Origin of the sequence: Pseudophaeobacter sp. 1A16562 (genome assembly GCF_041008785.1) — a bacterium.
Taxonomy (GTDB): Bacteria; Pseudomonadota; Alphaproteobacteria; order Rhodobacterales; family Rhodobacteraceae; genus Phycobacter; species Phycobacter gallaeciensis_A.
The window spans coordinates 13723-29487 of record NZ_JAXGFT010000016.1; the positions used below are offsets into that span (position 1 = coordinate 13723).

Annotated in this window: 20 protein-coding genes and 1 pseudogene; 13 read left to right on the plus strand and 8 right to left on the minus strand. The window is 61.1% G+C overall.

What is annotated here, in order from left to right:
- Nucleotides 1–238 precede the first annotated feature (238 nt).
- The 7 genes and pseudogenes from SM764_RS18830 to SM764_RS18860 form a co-directional block, all read right to left on the minus strand.
- Entirely contained in the window at nt 239–766 is a 528-nt protein-coding gene (locus SM764_RS18830) for a MarR family winged helix-turn-helix transcriptional regulator (protein WP_232237206.1), read from the minus strand.
- 310 nt (nt 767–1076) lie between these two features.
- Entirely contained in the window at nt 1077–1583 is a 507-nt protein-coding gene (locus tag SM764_RS18835) for an NAD(P)-dependent oxidoreductase (protein WP_243614727.1), read from the minus strand.
- Entirely contained in the window at nt 1549–2115 is a 567-nt protein-coding gene (locus SM764_RS18840; protein ID WP_234994837.1) for a hypothetical protein, read from the minus strand. Before SM764_RS18840 ends, SM764_RS18835 begins: the two co-directional genes overlap by 35 nt.
- Entirely contained in the window at nt 2085–2285 is a 201-nt protein-coding gene (locus tag SM764_RS18845) for a hypothetical protein (RefSeq protein WP_274861451.1), read from the minus strand. Before SM764_RS18845 ends, SM764_RS18840 begins: the two co-directional genes overlap by 31 nt.
- An 89-nt stretch (nt 2286–2374) precedes the next feature.
- Nucleotides 2375–2878 carry a thiamine pyrophosphate-binding protein gene (locus tag SM764_RS18850; RefSeq protein ID WP_170848853.1) on the minus strand — a complete coding sequence of 168 codons (504 nt, stop codon included), beginning with the start codon at nt 2876–2878 and terminating at the stop codon, nt 2375–2377.
- A 238-nt stretch (nt 2879–3116) separates the two neighbouring features.
- Nucleotides 3117–3968, minus strand: coding sequence for a carboxylating nicotinate-nucleotide diphosphorylase (nadC, locus tag SM764_RS18855; RefSeq protein ID WP_274861452.1), 852 nt, complete (start codon nt 3966–3968; stop codon nt 3117–3119).
- Nucleotides 3969–4094: 126 nt separating this feature from the next.
- Nucleotides 4095–5561 (minus strand): annotated as a pseudogene (locus SM764_RS18860) (aldehyde dehydrogenase family protein).
- A gap of 316 nt (nt 5562–5877) precedes the next feature.
- Between SM764_RS18860 and SM764_RS18865 the strand changes: the two are divergent.
- Nucleotides 5878–6102 carry a hypothetical protein gene (locus SM764_RS18865; RefSeq protein WP_239368556.1) on the plus strand — a complete coding sequence of 75 codons (225 nt, stop codon included), beginning with the start codon at nt 5878–5880 and terminating at the stop codon, nt 6100–6102.
- On the opposite strand, the gene SM764_RS18870 is transcribed toward SM764_RS18865, so the two are convergent.
- The gene (locus tag SM764_RS18870) at nt 6096–6674 is read right to left on the minus strand and encodes a hypothetical protein (protein WP_274861454.1); all 579 of its coding nucleotides are present in this window, start codon (nt 6672–6674) and stop codon (nt 6096–6098) included. The two genes, SM764_RS18865 and SM764_RS18870, sit on opposite strands and share 7 nt — an antisense overlap.
- A gap of 132 nt (nt 6675–6806) precedes the next feature.
- Between SM764_RS18870 and SM764_RS18875 the strand changes: the two genes are divergently transcribed.
- From SM764_RS18875 to SM764_RS18930, 12 genes are all read left to right on the plus strand, one after another.
- Entirely contained in the window at nt 6807–7121 is a 315-nt protein-coding gene (locus SM764_RS18875; protein ID WP_008335576.1) for a hypothetical protein, read from the plus strand.
- Between the two features lie 109 nt (nt 7122–7230).
- A complete protein-coding gene (locus SM764_RS18880) occupies nt 7231–7758 on the plus strand; it encodes a lytic transglycosylase domain-containing protein (protein ID WP_446728465.1) in 528 nt (175 codons plus the stop codon).
- 16 nt (nt 7759–7774) lie between these two features.
- On the plus strand, nt 7775–8056 hold the full coding sequence (locus tag SM764_RS18885) for a TrbC/VirB2 family protein (RefSeq protein WP_274861456.1): 282 nt from the start codon (nt 7775–7777) through the stop codon (nt 8054–8056).
- Nucleotides 8057–8167: 111 nt separating this feature from the next.
- A complete protein-coding gene (locus tag SM764_RS18890) occupies nt 8168–8446 on the plus strand; it encodes a VirB3 family type IV secretion system protein (RefSeq protein WP_008335580.1) in 279 nt (92 codons plus the stop codon).
- Nucleotides 8421–10814 carry a VirB4 family type IV secretion/conjugal transfer ATPase gene (locus SM764_RS18895; RefSeq protein ID WP_027246176.1) on the plus strand — a complete coding sequence of 798 codons (2394 nt, stop codon included), beginning with the start codon at nt 8421–8423 and terminating at the stop codon, nt 10812–10814. Before SM764_RS18890 ends, SM764_RS18895 begins: the two co-directional genes overlap by 26 nt.
- Nucleotides 10811–11020 carry a hypothetical protein gene (locus SM764_RS18900; protein ID WP_008335582.1) on the plus strand — a complete coding sequence of 70 codons (210 nt, stop codon included), beginning with the start codon at nt 10811–10813 and terminating at the stop codon, nt 11018–11020. The genes SM764_RS18895 and SM764_RS18900 overlap by 4 nt, the downstream gene beginning before the upstream one ends.
- Entirely contained in the window at nt 11017–12129 is a 1113-nt protein-coding gene (locus SM764_RS18905) for a transglycosylase SLT domain-containing protein (RefSeq protein ID WP_274861458.1), read from the plus strand. Before SM764_RS18900 ends, SM764_RS18905 begins: the two co-directional genes overlap by 4 nt.
- A complete protein-coding gene (locus SM764_RS18910) occupies nt 12126–12893 on the plus strand; it encodes a type IV secretion system protein (protein WP_274861459.1) in 768 nt (255 codons plus the stop codon). The genes SM764_RS18905 and SM764_RS18910 overlap by 4 nt, the downstream gene beginning before the upstream one ends.
- Nucleotides 12890–13324, plus strand: a complete 435-nt coding sequence (locus tag SM764_RS18915) for a hypothetical protein (protein WP_274861460.1) — start codon at nt 12890–12892, stop codon at nt 13322–13324. Before SM764_RS18910 ends, SM764_RS18915 begins: the two co-directional genes overlap by 4 nt.
- Nucleotides 13325–14338, plus strand: a complete 1014-nt coding sequence (locus SM764_RS18920; protein ID WP_274861461.1) for a TrbL/VirB6 family protein — start codon at nt 13325–13327, stop codon at nt 14336–14338.
- Between the two features lie 17 nt (nt 14339–14355).
- Nucleotides 14356–15036, plus strand: a complete 681-nt coding sequence (locus SM764_RS18925) for a VirB8 family type IV secretion system protein (RefSeq protein ID WP_274861462.1) — start codon at nt 14356–14358, stop codon at nt 15034–15036.
- A gap of 5 nt (nt 15037–15041) precedes the next feature.
- On the plus strand, nt 15042–15764 hold the full coding sequence (locus tag SM764_RS18930; RefSeq protein ID WP_274861464.1) for a TrbG/VirB9 family P-type conjugative transfer protein: 723 nt from the start codon (nt 15042–15044) through the stop codon (nt 15762–15764).
- Nucleotide 15765 lies beyond the last annotated feature (1 nt).

Sequence of the window (15765 nt, forward strand, 5' to 3'; positions counted from 1 at the left end):
TGATCGAAACCGAGACACCGTCCAAAAATTTAGGTTAAGAACTGCGAATGGCTTGAACGCTCTCGCAGAGCATCCAAACCCCTACTCACATAAGGTTGCAGCACGCCCAAGGCCTAGCACAAGACTATTCCGAACTCTCTCAGAGCTTCCCCAAAACCATACATCTCAGCGGAAGTAGCCCAACGGAATCACCCGAGCCTAAAAGGCCCGGCTATCGCAGATGAAGCTAAAGAGACCTTCAGGATCCAAGGTTACTTCTGGTCGGTGGGACGCGGACACCGCTCAAAGCAGCTTTTTCCTCATCATCTTCGAGGTTTCGAATCATTACAGCAAGGGCCTTGCGCAATGTTTTCTCTTCGGCACCACTCAGGCCTCTGATGGCGGCGTTATTCACTTCGTGTGCCAAAGGCTCCAGGAGCTCCCGCAACTCCCAACCTTTTTCCGTGAGGAAAGCATGCTGACGACGACGGTTCCCAGCCACATTGCGGCGTTCAATATATCCAAGCTCTTCCATTCGGCTGAGTGCAGTATGCGCAGTAGGCTCTGTCAGATGTGCTCTTTCGCTTAACTCTCGTTGCGACAAACCATCTTCCTGCCAAAGGATTCGAAGGAATATCCACTGCCCGAAAGTCACATTTTGCGTCTGTAACCGCAGCTGCAACGCACGGTTAAACCCTCTTGCCGCAAGACGTACCAAGCGAGCAATGCGCTCGTTATATTGGGTCAAACCGTCGTCTTTCAACGCGGAATCAGATTTTTCGTTCATGTATGCTCAGACCACAAACATCTATTGCCCAAAATCAGTTCTGGGCTTCTACAGGTCCGAGACTATCCCTGTCATCTTACGAAGATGCAAGCCTCAACAATGTCACTACTTTTACAGCTAGTGACATGCGGTGCGCGCAAACCGACGTAAATCTTGCAGCAAACCCTGCTTACAACTTTTCGATTTTTTCTCTCCATATTTTTCGATTTGGGGGTTTCTGCGCGCTTGATGCGTGTTGCGTTTTCGACGAAGATGTCGGGCAAGACGGTGTAGAGCTCAATGGTGTGTCCCGGGATATGCGGGGGGAGGATCACCCGGTCGAAGCCGCGCAGCGGGCGGGCAGCGGTTCGGTTTCCGTCACGCCTAGCCTAGCACCGGCTAGGTGTCCTGCTGTCATCACCCGCACCCGCGCATCCTCATCAATGAAACCCCGCGCGAGGTGTTGATTAACACCGCATCCGGCTTCATCATGCGCAGTTCGGCCTCGCAGATCATTCCTCGTGTCAGCGCGTTCAACGGCACATGGAGGCTCACCAACATCACACATGGCCAGAAGCTCAGCGCGTTTCACCAGCCCCACGCCCGTAGGTGCGGTGTCCGGTATCAGGAACGGATCGTGCACCAGTATCTGTGCCGGATCTGTGCCGGCTCGAACGCCAACTGTCGCTCGATCACCCGGTCCTATCCGCCCCGAATCGATCAATCCGATCGCCCGGCCTCGCACCATCCGCGCAAATATCTGTTGCGGTCGGCCCGCATTCTCGCGCAGCAGGCGCTCGGATTCATGCAGCCGGTACAGCAGCACCAGCATCAGCATCCCTATCGCTTCGGGCATCCCCAAAAAGTTCTCGGGCGTTACACCATTCGTCACGATCAGACCGCGCGCGGCACAGGCCTCCCAGATCTCCCGCACCCACCCCGATCGTTGGAAGTACTAGCGCCCGCAGCCGTGGCGAGGCGTCCAGATCCGCGTCGCTCAGCCCCGACCGCGAACTGACCACGATGATAGCAACGTCCGACAGCAGCGCCTGCCGCTGTTCCTCCGTCAGCCGCAGCGGAACACCTAGGGTGATCTGGGGGCCGCGAACGACCTCCCAGCCTTCGGTCCGCAGACGATCCGAACCCTCGAAGTCCAGTGGGTGACGGAAGTGCCACGCCTCGCCCGCCCAGCCCAACGGCAAACACACAAAGCTGGCACAGACACCTTCCAGACCTTCGCCAAGCGCCCCGGCCTGCGTCATGATATCAAGCTCAACCTCTGCATCGGGGGCGTTCAGCGCAGGTTTGATCGGTAAATCACCGGGCATCTCGCCCGCCCCTACACCCAGAGCATCGGCAATCGCATGCATCGCAACATCCGGACCGCAGGCAGCGCTTGATGCTCCATCCCCCAGCCATTGTGCAGCTGATAATCCAGCGACGCCTGGATCACCTGCTCCTTCACATCGCCCGCCAGTTTCAGCGTGCCCGCGACATCCAGCCAGTCCAGGCTCAGGATCACATCCGCCTCGCGCAGCACCGCGCCCGCCGCATCGTCAATGAAGAAGGCCGGTTTGCCGCGATGCTGCGGGTGATCCGTCGGGAAGGACGCCCCGTTCCGGATATCCGTCAGAACCTTCGCCCCAGCGCCTTGGCGTTCTTCGGCAGATCTGCCGCCCGCGCCACTCCTTCGGCCGAGGGTGCCGCCGGAGGCGACGGCTGGTAACGCGCAAAATCTGGCAACTCCGGTGCCTTCTCGTGCTGCTTTTCCTGGATCGACACGTCGAAGTTCACATAGGTCGGGCCTTTCGGTTCGCTCCACGCGATTACATCCGCACGCAACATCGATTCCAGCGCCGCATCAACCGGCCCCGTCGCCCCATAAATCAGAACCGGCACACGGTCGCAGCACACGTTGAAGATCGCCATCGTACCATGCATCAGACCCACGTTGCTGTGCAGGATCACCGCCAATGGCTCCCCCGCCACCTTCGCATAGCCATGCGCAATCGCAACCGCATGCTCTTCGTGCAGACACAACAGCATCTGCGGATCTTCATTGCCAAGGTGGTTCACAAGGCTGTCGTGCAAACCCCGAAAGCTCGACCCCGGGTTCAGTGCAACATACTTCACTCACCCCCAAACCTCGCAATATATCCGCAAATACATCGCTACCCCACACCCCCAAACTATCCGACGATACTGGGCGCTCAACCTGATACAGCCTGTGGTCTGTCATGTGTCTTGACCTTTCCTTATGAAGTGTTGATGCAACAGCGCCCCATTTTGAAAGGCGTACGCAATAGGTATCCATTGCCCGCCGAAAGGGCGGGCATTTTGCATTTCAGACGGTCTGGAGCGGCTCAGAGGATCAGAAATCCAAACCGAAATCGACGGTTCCCGCCGAATGGGTCAAAGCACCGGAGGAAATATAATCCACATTTGCCGATGCGATTTCGCGCAAACGGCCAAGGGTCACATTCCCGCTGGCTTCGGTCTTCGCCCGCCCGTCAATGCGCTTTACAGCTTCGGCCATGTCTTCGGTCGACATATTGTCGAACATGATGACATCTGCGCCCCCGGCCTGAAGCACCTCGTCCAACTGATGCAAACCGTCGATCTCGATCTCTACCACGACCATGTGACCCACATTTCGTTGAACGGCTTCCAGCACCTGTTTGATGCCACCAGCCGCTGCGATATGGTTGTCCTTGATCAGGATCGCATCGGACAGGGAAAACCGATGATTGTGGCCGCCGCCATGCAAAATGGCGAGCTTTTCGACAAGTTTCAGCCCCGGTGTGGTTTTGCGTGTACAGGTGATACGTGTCTTGGTACCCGCAAGCTCCTGAACATAGGACGCTGTCAAGGTTGCCGTCCCAGACAACCGTCCGGCAAAGTTCAGGGCAACACGCTCTGCGGCAAGGATCGACGCCGCCGATCCCTCTATACGCATCAACGTATCGCCCGCTTTGCAGGCCGTACCATCCGCCACGACAGTCTCGACCACAAGATTGGGATCAATCAGCCGAAACGCGAGAGAGGCCACCTGCATCCCAGAAACAACCGCGTCCTGCCGTGCACGCATTTGCGCCTTGTAGCGCGTGCCTTCAGGCAGAACGGAACGGGTTGTCACGTCGCCTGCGGCACCCAGGTCCTCCATAATAGCGTTCCGAACCATGGGTTCGAGGATGATATCGGGGACGTTCGCAACATTGCTCATTATTTTTTAGATCCTTATCGGTTTGCAAAAGGGGCAGGAAGGGATGGCCTCATCCCGGCCAAAGCAATCAATACAGAAAAAGCTTTTGGATCCCAGACCCCGTTCGCACATTACCTACGCACCGGGTCACTGACCCGACAGATTGATATGCACATTCTTTTCATGGGTGAAGGAAATCAGTTCGCCAATACCTACTTCGCGCCCGATACCCGATTGCTTGACCCCACCGAACGGGGCACCAAGGAAATGCCGACCGACTTCGTTAACCCAAACAAACCCGGCCTCGACGCGTGCAGCCGTACGATGAGCCATCACCAGATCCCGAGTCCAAATTGCACAGGGCAGCCCAAGCTCAAGTGCATTGACCTCGTTCAGCATGGAATCTTCGTCCGACCATTTGCGAACCGCAAGAACTGGCCCGAAAATCTCTTCACGGGCGATACGCATCTGCGGCGTTACATCCGCAAAAATCGTCGGCGCGATAAAGCTGCCTTTCGCCAGCGGACTATCCGTGACCGCATAACCGCCAGTAACGGCGCGCGCACCCTCACTTTTGGCAGAGTCAATGAAACCCATGACCCGGTCGAACTGCGCACGGCTGACAATCGTGCCTATCGTGGTTTCAGGATCCGTCGGAACGCCCGGCTTATATCTTTCAACAGACTCGGCCAGATAGGAAATGACTTCGTCGTGGATATCCTCGTACAGGAATGCGCGACTTATCGAGCCACAGGACTGGCCGCACCAGCCAAAGTTCATTCTAGCGACAATCGCGTCCGCAATCTTTTTCGGATCACTGTCGGGATAGGCAATCAGCGCGTTCTTGCCACCCAGTTCCAGCAGTACAGGTTTGCCCGTAGCGCTGGCGCTTCGCATCACAGCCCGGCCAGCCGACACAGAGCCAATAAGCGTGACCTTTGCAGCGCCAAGGTGCTCGGCCAGGCCAGCACCTGCCTCTAGATCACCCGGCAACACGTTGAATGTGCCTTTGGGCATCAGGCCATAAACAATCTCTGCCAGGCGCTATGCAGTCAAAGGCGCCTGTACCTGCGGCTTGATGATGACAGCGTTCCCTGCCGCCAAAGGCGCCGCCATTTTACCGCCACAAAACATGAACGGATGATTGAACGCCAGGATACGTGCCACAACACTAAGCGGCTGGCGCAGGGTCATATTCACCCGATCCGGCCCCAAAGGGATCGTGTCGCCCTTCATTTCAGTCACAAGACCGGCGAAAAACTCCATCTGGGCCGCCGCGATGGCCGCGTCGCCGCGCACCTCGGTATATGGGTTGCCGCAATTGGCCGCGTCCATCATCGCAAGCTCATCTCCGCGCTTGTGCAAGAGAGCCGCGATTTCCTGCAGAATACTGGCACGCTCAAGAGGAGCAACATCACGCCATTCCTTCAAACACGCAGGCGCTACGTCCACCTCGGCCCGGGTCGCCGCAGCCACTAATCCGATCAGCTGACCTGTGCCCGGGTTAAAAGTCTCCTCGTAATTTCCTGCGCTTGGCGGAACCCATGCGCCCCCACAATACAGCTGCTCCTTACCAGAGAGAGCATGGTTTGCATCCATATTCACCATGCGCATATGACGTTTCCTCCCGCGATTGCCCTTGATTACTTAGATTACTAATATATTCAACCAATGAACCCCATCGCCTGCCAAGTGAAATCGTTGCGCGTATGAAAGGTTTTCGCCGGGCGGCACGCAGGTTAGCTGCCCTGTCAGGCACCCCCCACCGGGTGCCGCTGATCGCTAGCGCATCGGCTGGGGTGACTAATGCCTTCCAAGCTACCAACATTCAAGTGAAATATTGGACCCTCCACTAGCAAGCAAATTACCGCCATACGCTCACTATCTGCTATTTTAGATCACTAATTATTCGCGTAAATACTCTCTTGGATTGAATTATTTTCTGGGCATTCAATTGATTAAGAAAAAGACAGCCTGGCCCTTTCAGGAAGGGTTTATCATCAACGGAACGGCGGAAACCCATGTGTTTACCGACTACCGCTGGAATGATGGAAGCGTGAGCCGCCGCCAGTTTGTGGATCCAAACAGTTACGACCACACGCGTATCACAGTACGGCCGATTTCACTAAAGCTGCCAAGCAGCCAGGATCAGTAGGAGAACCACTCCGAGTGACCCACCGTGCCCTCGTAGTCTCCGTATTCGACCATGATGCTGCGCAAATAGAAGTACGAGGAACTTCCGCCGCTCGGAAAGGCAATCTCCTGCCCGCTTTCCGAGATGAATGTCACGGGCCAGGGCGTGTGGGATCGGTAGACCCGCTGGATGTACCGGCAGGTGCGGTTCTCTCGGTCGCAGGAACGAAGCGACCAGTCCCAATACCGATCACCTCCCCTTTCTCTATAGGCTTGACCGGTGAACCAGATCACATGAGTGCGGTTCAGCCATTCGTATTCGGGCAGGTTGGTGTCGAGCTCGCCCTCCCCGCCGGGCCCGCCCAGCTCGACCGGCACATGGGCAAAGGTGCAGACCCCGAAGGGCGGCAGGCTCGGCCAGGGTGTGATGCGGCGGATCATGGTGCGATAGGCGCGCGCGCAGACCGCGCTCGGGGGGAAGCCTCCCGCCATGCAGAGCATGATGGCGCAGTCGACGTCATAGGCCCGCGCTTTCTCCGGGGCTCCGAACACCGCCATCACTCCCATTGCAGCTGCCATCATCTGTCGCTTCATGTCGCTCTCCCGCAAAAGTTGCGCAGACTATCGCGCAATATGTGTTTATCTGCAATATGTCGTATTGACTCCATATGACTTTATGGCCTTAGTGTCGTGAAGTAGAAGGGCTCTCGTGGGGAGAGTCCGAACATGCCGATAGCGCGCAACCAGATCCTGATCACCATCGATGGTGTCAAAGACCTGTCCGAGAAGGGCATAGCGTTCCGCTGCCGGTATGAACTCGTGGGGTTCACGGACGATGGCAAGCCGCGCTACCAGTGCATCTACCTGCGCGAGGGCGAGCCGGAAGCCATTCTGGTCTCGACCCGGATCACCCCGCACGGGCCAGAGCCGCGGTATTTCAACATATGGCCGGGGCTCTTCAAACATCATCTCGAGTTCGGTGACGGGCGCGATCTGCGCTTTGGTCCTGACTACAGCATCACCCTCGAGGAGCGCGGCTGACGTCATCGCCTTCGGCCGCGACGGCACGGCGCGGACATCCGGCTGGACCTTTCATGGCGAACGACCTGCCTGGGCAGGGCTAGATGATAGCACTGAGGCGGAAGTCTTTTTGGCCTCATTGGACGCCACGCCGCCTTCCGGTCGCGACGGCACCCTCTCCCTGATCCACGCCACCGCAGATCGCCACCAGGGAAACCGCGCCCTGCGGCAGGTCGGCCTCGATGCGGACGACTGGCAGATCCTCTTCCGCGCCCTGGTCGAAGCTGAAAGCAGCTATGACCCGACCGCCGTCAGCCCCAAGGGTGCCTACGGTCTCGGCCAGCTGATGCCGGACACAGCCCGTGCGCTCGGAGTCGATCCGCGCGATCCCTCCCAGAACCTCGATGGCTCAGCGCGGTATCTGCTCGCGCAACTCGGATCGTTCAAGGACATCGACTTGGCGCTGGCAGCCTACAATGCCGGACCGCACCGGGTGGTCGATTATTCCGGCATCCCGCCTTTCACCGAGACCCGCGACTACATCGCGCGCATCCACCGGATCCGGTCCCGACTCGCGGGTACACCTGTTTCCGCGCCGGACATCCGCGTCGCTGCCCGGGTGCCTGCGCGCGCTCCGGTCCTTATCGATCTTCAGTAATACAAGGGAACTTCGCATGCTTCGACATCGCCTCAGCCGCCTCTTGCCCGTCGCCACAACCCTGGCGGCTTTTGCAAGCCCTGCCCTCGCGCAAGACTTGTCCCCGATCCAGACCATGCTGGAAACCGTCGAGGCCGCGCTGACCGGTCCCATCGGGATCGCAGTCGCCACGCTCGCGGTCATCGGCACCGGTTTCATGTGCATGATGGGACGGCTGAACTGGGGCTGGTTCGCCTCGGTCATCATCGGGATCGTGCTGATCTTCTCGGCCGGCACCATCGTCGACGGCTTCTCGTGACATTCCGGCAAAATAGCGTCCTACGAGCGACCCGAACGCGTTGTGCTACGCAAACGCTGCCTCGGGCCCCTCTCCGGACACACATTTCCTTCTAAGCCGGAATATCACCCAATGGCAGAACGATCTCCCCTCTTTCTGGGCCTCGCCCGTCCGCCCAAGTATCTGGGTCTCCCTGTCGGATACCTCGTGGTTCTGGCGACCGGGGTCGTTCTGCCGTTCATCTGGACGAAGTCGATGGTGTTCTTCCTGATCGGGATTGTCGCCTATCCGATCCTCTGGTTCGTCGCCGACCGCGAGCCGCATTTCTTCGAGGTCCTGCGCGTCTCCTACGGCTCTGTGCGCGCGACGAAGAACCGGGCCCTGCATGGAGGCGACAGCTTTGGCGCGTGATGCGGGCACCCTTTCTTCCTTCGGGACCGCCTTGCATCACGCCGGCGGCGGCGAGTTCGCGCGGGAGAGCTATCTGGCCGAGCACCTGCCGTATTTCGCGCTCACGGATGACGATGTCATGGTGCTGCGAGAAGGCGATCTCCTCGCAACCATGCGCCTCGATGGTCTCAATCCGATGACCACTGAGGACGCCCGGCTCGACGCGCTCAAGCGCGCGGTTGCCGCCATCGTCGCCCAGACCGGCAATGCCTTCGGTTTCTACATACACCGGATCTCCGTGCCGCAAAATCTCGGGATGCGCCCCATCGAGGGCGACAGCTTCGCCGCCGCGATCGATGCGCGGTGGCAGTCCCATGTGAAAAACCTGCGCCCCGCCAAGCGCCAGCTTTATCTCAGCGTCATCCGGCGGCCCGACATCTCGGCGCGCATTCCGCTCCTTCGGGCACTGGCCCGCAAGGCCTGGGTCAAGGACCGCGCGACACGGATGCAGGAGTTGAACGAGGTCATGGGCTTCTTCGAGGTGGCGCTTGCGTCGGCCAATCCGGTCAGACTCACGAAAGCTGGCGGCGAATGGCTGGGCTATCTCAATACGCTGAACGCCGGCAGCTTCTCCCCCATCGCCTTCGGGCAAAGTGCCTTGCCCCTCTCGCACACCCTGAGCAATTGCCGCGCGACCTTTGATGGCGACGTGGCCACCCTGACCGATGCAGTGACTGGGCGGGTCAAATACGGCGCGCTCTTCTCAATGAAGACCTATCCCGCACTGACCGACGTCACGCTGCTCGACGCGCTCGACCTGCCCCTCGACATCGTGCTCACGAACTCCTTCAGCCCGATCCCGAACAACATCATGGCCGAACGCATCCAGCGGATCATTCGTCAGATGCACGCCTCAGACGATGCCGCCGTGTCCCTGCGCGAACAGCTGGGACAAGCCGCCGATGATCAGGAGGCAGGACGCATCGCCTTTGGCGACCACCACCTCTCCATCGCGGTCTATGCGCCCGACCGCGACACGCTCGAACGGGCCGCCGCCCAGATCAAACGCGTGGGCCAGGAAATCATGTCGGTGATCGTCCGCGAAAACATGGCGCTGAAGGCGACGTATTTCGCGCAGTCGCCCGGCAACTTCGGCTACCGCGCCCGCAAGACACCAATCTCCTCGATTAATTTCGCTGACTTCGCGGCCCTGCATGGCAGCGTCGAGGGGCGCAGCCCGGACCAGTCGCCATGGGGTCAAACCATCACGGTCCTGCCCACGGTCGGCACTTCTGGCTATCGCTTCAACTTCCACGAGGCGGGAGCCCCAAGCAAGGAACCCACGGTCGGCCATACGCTCGTTCTGGGGCGCACCGGCACCGGCAAGACACTGACCACCGCTTTCCTCGCAGCCCAAGCGCAACGGGTCGGCGCGCGGCTTTTCTTCTTCGACAAGGACCGCGGCCTCGAAATGGCGGTCCGCGCCCTTGGCGGGCGCTATAACGAAATCCGGGCTGGCGTACCCACGGGCCTCAACCCGCTTGCCACCGAGACCGACGAGCGCGGCCGCGCCTGGCTCTCGGACTGGCTCGCGACCCTGCTCACACGGAATGGCACGCTCTCGGGCGAGCAATCCCGCCACATCCAAAGCGCGGTCGGCCAGAACGCCGATGCGGGGGCAGGCCTGCAGCGCTTCGCCAGTTTCGAGACCCTGTTCCAGTCGCTCGATGACGATGGCGAGCTGCAATCTCGCGTCGCCGAATGGGCGCCGGGTGGGCGCTATGGCTGGGTGTTTGACGAACCCGAGCGCGGTGCGGGCCTCAAGCTCACGGGCGACATCGTCGGGTTTGATATGACCGAGATCCTCGACATGACCACCGAGCGAATGGCGGTGCTCTCCTACATCTTCCGCCAGATCGAACGTGTGGTCGAGGATCGCCGTCCCACCATCATCGTGCTCGACGAAGCCTGGAAGCTCTTGGACGACCCGTATTTCGGGGCGCGGCTGGAAAACTGGCTGGTCACGCTTCGGAAGATGAACTGCGTCGTGATCATGATGACGCAATATCCAAGCCAGCTGCGCGACAGCCGCGTTGGCAAGACCATCGTCGAAACAGTCCCGACCCAGATCCTCTTCCCGAACGATCGTGCCACTGTCTCCGACTACGACTTCCTCCGCGTCAACGCCAAGGAGGCGGCCCTTCTCGTGCAGCCCACCATCGGCCAGCGCATCGCGCTCGTTCGCTCGGCGGGCGACAGCGTCTTCGTCGATGCCGATCTCTCTGCGCTCGGAGAGTTGCTGCCCATCCTTGGCGGCGGCGCCACCGGCGAAGCCCGCGTGCCTGCCGATTGGCGCGCCAATCCCGATTTCTGGAGACATGTGATATGAGTTCGCAACCCCTTCTCGCGCTTTGCGCCGCCGCAAGCCTTCTGTCGGCTTGCGAAAAATACACTGAGAAAACCTCGCCATGCTTCGGACGCAAGGGCGAGCCGCAGGTGACCCGGTCCGCACTTTCCTTCTCGACCATGGGCGCACCGGTTCAGGAGACAGCCAAGCCCGACTGTACCTTCGAACCCCTGCCCCGTCCGGAATGAGCCGCGCCGCGATCATATCCACCGGACTCTGCCTCGTCCTCGGTGCCCTGCCCGCGCTCGCCCAGGGCGTGCCGACGCAGGACAATTCCGCGATCGGGCGCGCCATCGCACGGGTGACGGCACTGGCCGAGGATCTGGGTGTCCAGCAGGACAAGGATCGCACGGAGACGACGCTCGCCGATGTCCAGGCCGACCAGTTGCGCGTCCTCGAGGAGATGACTGCGGCGATCACTGGTCCCGGCTTCGATATCCGCGCGCTCGAAGGCAATGCGGATTTCGGGGTGGCGGCGGTCTATCCCAATACCGATCCAAGCCCGATGAACAGCCGCCTCTTCGGCGAGGGTCGCGAGACCGTCGAGATGATGATCGTCGAGGTCGCGGGCGAGTTCGCAGGCGCCCCCGGTGTGGCCCGCGCCGGTCTCTCGGCCACCCAGTGGCGCTGCCTCTTCCAGGCCCTGATCAAGCAGGAGAGCCGCTTCAACGTCGCGGCACAAAGCCCGGTCGGCGCCTATGGGCTGACCCAACTCATGCCCGGCACCGCCTCCGATCTTGGAGTCGACCGCTATGACGTGAAAGACAACCTCCGCGGCGGCGCGCGCTATATCACGACCCAGCTCAACCGCTTCGGCAACATCCCCCATGCACTTGCGGCCTATAACGCAGGGCCGGGTCGCGTGATCGAATATGGCGGCGTGCCGCCCTTTGCCGAAACTCAAGGCTACGTGCGCAACATCTCGAAATTCTACAACGAATACCTCGCCGTGGTGGGCGGCGCCGACGCGCTCGGCACACTCTCTCCCTCGGACTTTGCGCTGGCCGAATATGCCAGCATCTCCGAGGCCGGCGTCTATTATGCCGCCGACAGTTCGGCGACCACCGAGCAGGTCATCAACCGCTTGCGCGCGATCATCCTGCAGATCGATGCGCAACCCAATGCCAAGGCGGCCTGGGAGCTCAACACCTACGCCAAGGCCGAGATCGGCCGCATCCTCAATCTCCGCGTCCGGCTGATGGCGGCAAACCAGCAGCGCGAGGCGGCCTACGCCCAGCACCTCGTGGCCGACCGACTGGCCGAGCGCGACTTCATGCAGATGGGAGTTCCAGAATGAGACATCTTCTCCTGACCGTGGCCGCGGTCACCACACTCGGGTTTGCCTCACCCGCAACGGCCCAGGGCGTACCAACCTTCGATGGCTCGCAGCTTGGCCAGCTCGTGGCACAGCTCGAGCACATGGCCGAGGACCTGAATGTCCAGATGCAGCAGCTCGCGACCATGCGGCTGGAACTGGAAACCCAGCTGTCGCAACTGACGAACCTCGAGGCGCAACTGACCTCACTGATAGAGGGCAGCGGGCTCGGAGAACTCTTCGCCACGGTCGAAGAGTTCCGCGCGCTGCGTGGCAAGCTGGTAGCTCCGCTCAACACCGCGCAGTCTTTGGCCAGCGGGGATTTCCTGAGCGGCTTCAATCCCGGCGCGGAACTCTCGGCCTCGGTCGAACGAGTCCTGTCTGGCAGCGGCTTCACCTCGGAGCGCCTGAGCACGCTCTCGGGATCGGATCAGCCCGCCGACAACCGCATCGCCACCTCCGCCGGGGCCAGTGCCATGCTGTCCGTCGCCGCGCAGGAAAGCCATGAAGAGGCCGGTCAAAGCCTCGAGCGGCTCGAGACCATGGTCGGGCTCATCGACGATCAGGACGGGCTGAAAGCCGCCGTCGATCTCAACACCCGCGTCACCGCAGAGCTTGGCATCATCCTGACCCAGATCTGGCGGCTGGAAGCGGCGCAAGGCGTCAGCGCCGGCCAGCTTGGTGTCGTCGATGCCGCGACCCTCGCGGACGAGCGCAAGTTCCGCTCGATGGCGGTGGATCCATGAGGACCTCCAAGCTTACCCCGAGCCGCTTCACCCTGTTGGAAGCCGGACTTCTAAGCCTTTCGCTTGCCCTGCCGCTCGGCCTCCTTGTCTTGCCTGACGCGGCATCAGGTCAGGATCGGCCCTTCACCTCGATGGAGGTCCCACGGGAAGAAGAGGATGCATGCCGTGTCCCGAAACCGCCCGCCGATCTGGCCGAGACCGCCTATCTCCGCAATGGCTACCGCGCGATCCTGCGCATCCTGATCGCCGAAGAAGCCCTCGCCTCGGAAACCTGCACCTGCCTGCTGGACCAGTTCACCTGGGATCAGGCGCTCACCGCCCTGCCCCGGTTCCAGACCTCGGACAACCCGCGTCTGCCCTTCAACGTGCTCGAGCTCTACGCCAAGGCGGACGCGCTCGAGGCGCAAGTTGTGGAGGCCTGTGCGGAGTAAATGGGGGTCATTCGCGACATCCTTGGCCAGGTCGACGCCGCCGTGAACACCGTGGCACAGGACGGCTTTGTCTCCTCGGCAGGTGCTGTCGGTGACGTGATTTCTGCCGGGGCCGCGCTCCTTGTTGTCCTCCTCGGCATCAACGCCGTGATGCAACTCCGCCCCCTGCCCTTCGGCACCGGCTTTGCCTTCGGGATGAAGGTGGCACTGGTGGGGATATTCGCGCAGAGCTGGGATAATTTCAGCGTCATCTATGACGTCGTCACGCGCGTGCCCGACTCCGTCGGTGCCTCGATCCTCGCGCTCACCGGCTCGGGCGACGAGGCCGGGGTCTATGAGAGCCTCGACAACATGGTCGCCCGCATCACCGCCTATGGCGACACGATCGGCGATCGCGCGGGCTGGGTCTTCGGCGCGGTTCTGGGTGCCATCTTCTTCGTCCTTTCCGCCGTTTTCGCAGCCGTCACCGCCGGGATCATCGCCTTCGCCCGCATCGTCTTCGCGCTCATGATCGTGATCGCCCCCTTCATGATCGTGACCTCGCTCTTCAAGCCGACCCAATCGCTTTTTGAGGCCTGGACCCGCGCCACCATCGGATATGCGCTCATGCCCGTCGCCGCCGCAGGCGCCGCGGGCATCATCGTCGCCATCGCCGAGGCCATCGGGGACGCCTCCGCCGATCCGGGCGATGTCGAGACCGTCAGCCTCATCCTGCCCTTCCTCGTCATCCTCATCCTCAGCGCCGGGATCATGGCCTCGGTGCCCTACATCGCCTCCAACCTTACCGGCGTGGTGGGCATTGCCTCGAATGCCGTGGGTCTCACGGGCCTCGCACGTCAGGGCTTCGTGAACACGCGCCAGTATGGCACCGGCGCAACCGCGCGCCTCGTCACCGGCAAGTCTCCGCACGAGCTGAACCAGATGGCCAATGCGGGCGTGGTCAAAACCGGCGAGATGATCCGCCAAAGCCCCGGCGCGCTCCTCTCCGCCGCCAAGGCCTTCCGCAAACCCTGATGTGAAAGACGATTGACTTGAAGAAGCTTGTGACCAGTTCCCCCGCGCCCGATCGCGATGCTTTCGAGGCGGATTTCATCTACGGGCCACGGCGGCGCGAACGATTTGCCTGGTTTGTCGCGGCGGCCGGCGTACTGGTCGGCGTCGTCGGCATGGTTGCGGGCGCGAGCCTCTTTCCGCTCAAAACGACAGAGACCTTCGTGGTCGTCGTGGACAAGGAAACCGGCGAAATGGACCGGGTAGCCGCCGTACAGGCCCTGACGCTCTCGGAAAGCGACGCCATCATCCAGGCCAATCTCGTGGCCTATGTGGATGACCGCGAGACCTATGACCTGACCGACGGCGAGCAGCGCATCAACTCGGTGCTCGACCGTTCGGATGGCGACGCCGCTCGCACGCTGCGCGATCTCTGGTCTTCCACCAATGAGGATTACCCGATCACCGTCTATGGGCGTGACGCCAAGATCGAGGTGGTGATCAAGTCGGTGAACCAGATCGAGCGCGGTGTGGCCCAGGTCCGTTTCACACGCACGCTGCGTCGCCCCCGCGACACCCGCACCGTCACCCGGTCTTACGTCGCCACCGTCGGCTACGATTTCCAACCTGAAACCCGCCAGCGCCTTCAGGACGTCTGGGCCAACCCCTTGGGCTTCGTGGTGACCTCCTACCGCGTCGACGCCGAAACCCTGGAGAACTGACCCAAATGAGATCTCTACCTGCGCTCCTCCTGGCGCTTGCCATGCCCGTTGCCGCATCCGCCGAAGCCACGCCGCAAGGCGGTCCGCTCGACATCCGCATCCGCACCGCCGTCTACAATGAAAACCAGATCTACCGGATCGAAACTGACTTGCGGCATTCGACCACGATTCATTTTGGGGCGGGCGAGCGGTTTGAAGCTGTGATCGTCGGCGACACCGAAAGTTTCCAGGTCGACCCGATCCCGGAGCTTGGCAATGTACTGACCATCAAGCCGCATGTGGCCAATGCCTCGACCAATATGACGGTGATCACCAACCGCCGCACCTATTCCTTCCACCTGCGCGAAGGCTCGATCCCGAACCGCACCGGCATGTTCTTCGAAGTCCGCTTCCGCTACCCCGACGAGGAACGCCGCGCGACGGGTGCGACCCAGCCCAAGGGCTTTGAAGCCCCGCGCAATTACAACTACCGCGTCTCGGGGATCGGCGATTTCCGCCCCAGCCATATCTATGACGACGGGCGCTACACGTATTTCGTCTTCCCGGAGAACGGTCGCCAGCCCGCCCTCTTCAAGGCCGATGACCAGGGCCGTGAGCGCACGGTGAACTGGACGCAAGCCGGCAACACAGTCCGCGTGCTCGGGGTGAATACCTACTGGACGCTGCGCATCGGGGACGAAGCGATCTGCGCCTGGCGCGACGAAAGCGCCATCTACGTGAGCAATTGAC

Excerpts from the sequence above, each read along its gene's own strand:
- SM764_RS18830 (WP_232237206.1), bottom strand. The coding sequence starts at position 766 with ATGAACGAAAAATCTGATTCCGCGTTGAAAGACGACGGTTTGACCCAA.
- SM764_RS18835 (WP_243614727.1), bottom strand. The coding sequence starts at position 1,583 with ATGCTGATGCTGGTGCTGCTGTACCGGCTGCATGAATCCGAGCGCCTG.
- SM764_RS18840 (WP_234994837.1), bottom strand. The coding sequence starts at position 2,115 with ATGCATGCGATTGCCGATGCTCTGGGTGTAGGGGCGGGCGAGATGCCC.
- nadC (WP_274861452.1), bottom strand. The coding sequence starts at position 3,968 with ATGAGCAATGTTGCGAACGTCCCCGATATCATCCTCGAACCCATGGTT.
- SM764_RS18870 (WP_274861454.1), bottom strand. The coding sequence starts at position 6,674 with ATGAAGCGACAGATGATGGCAGCTGCAATGGGAGTGATGGCGGTGTTC.
- SM764_RS18875 (WP_008335576.1), top strand. The coding sequence starts at position 6,807 with ATGCCGATAGCGCGCAACCAGATCCTGATCACCATCGATGGTGTCAAA.
- SM764_RS18885 (WP_274861456.1), top strand. The coding sequence starts at position 7,775 with ATGCTTCGACATCGCCTCAGCCGCCTCTTGCCCGTCGCCACAACCCTG.
- SM764_RS18890 (WP_008335580.1), top strand. The coding sequence starts at position 8,168 with ATGGCAGAACGATCTCCCCTCTTTCTGGGCCTCGCCCGTCCGCCCAAG.
- SM764_RS18895 (WP_027246176.1), top strand. The coding sequence starts at position 8,421 with ATGGAGGCGACAGCTTTGGCGCGTGATGCGGGCACCCTTTCTTCCTTC.
- SM764_RS18900 (WP_008335582.1), top strand. The coding sequence starts at position 10,811 with ATGAGTTCGCAACCCCTTCTCGCGCTTTGCGCCGCCGCAAGCCTTCTG.
- SM764_RS18905 (WP_274861458.1), top strand. The coding sequence starts at position 11,017 with ATGAGCCGCGCCGCGATCATATCCACCGGACTCTGCCTCGTCCTCGGT.
- SM764_RS18910 (WP_274861459.1), top strand. The coding sequence starts at position 12,126 with ATGAGACATCTTCTCCTGACCGTGGCCGCGGTCACCACACTCGGGTTT.
- SM764_RS18915 (WP_274861460.1), top strand. The coding sequence starts at position 12,890 with ATGAGGACCTCCAAGCTTACCCCGAGCCGCTTCACCCTGTTGGAAGCC.
- SM764_RS18920 (WP_274861461.1), top strand. The coding sequence starts at position 13,325 with ATGGGGGTCATTCGCGACATCCTTGGCCAGGTCGACGCCGCCGTGAAC.
- SM764_RS18930 (WP_274861464.1), top strand. The coding sequence starts at position 15,042 with ATGAGATCTCTACCTGCGCTCCTCCTGGCGCTTGCCATGCCCGTTGCC.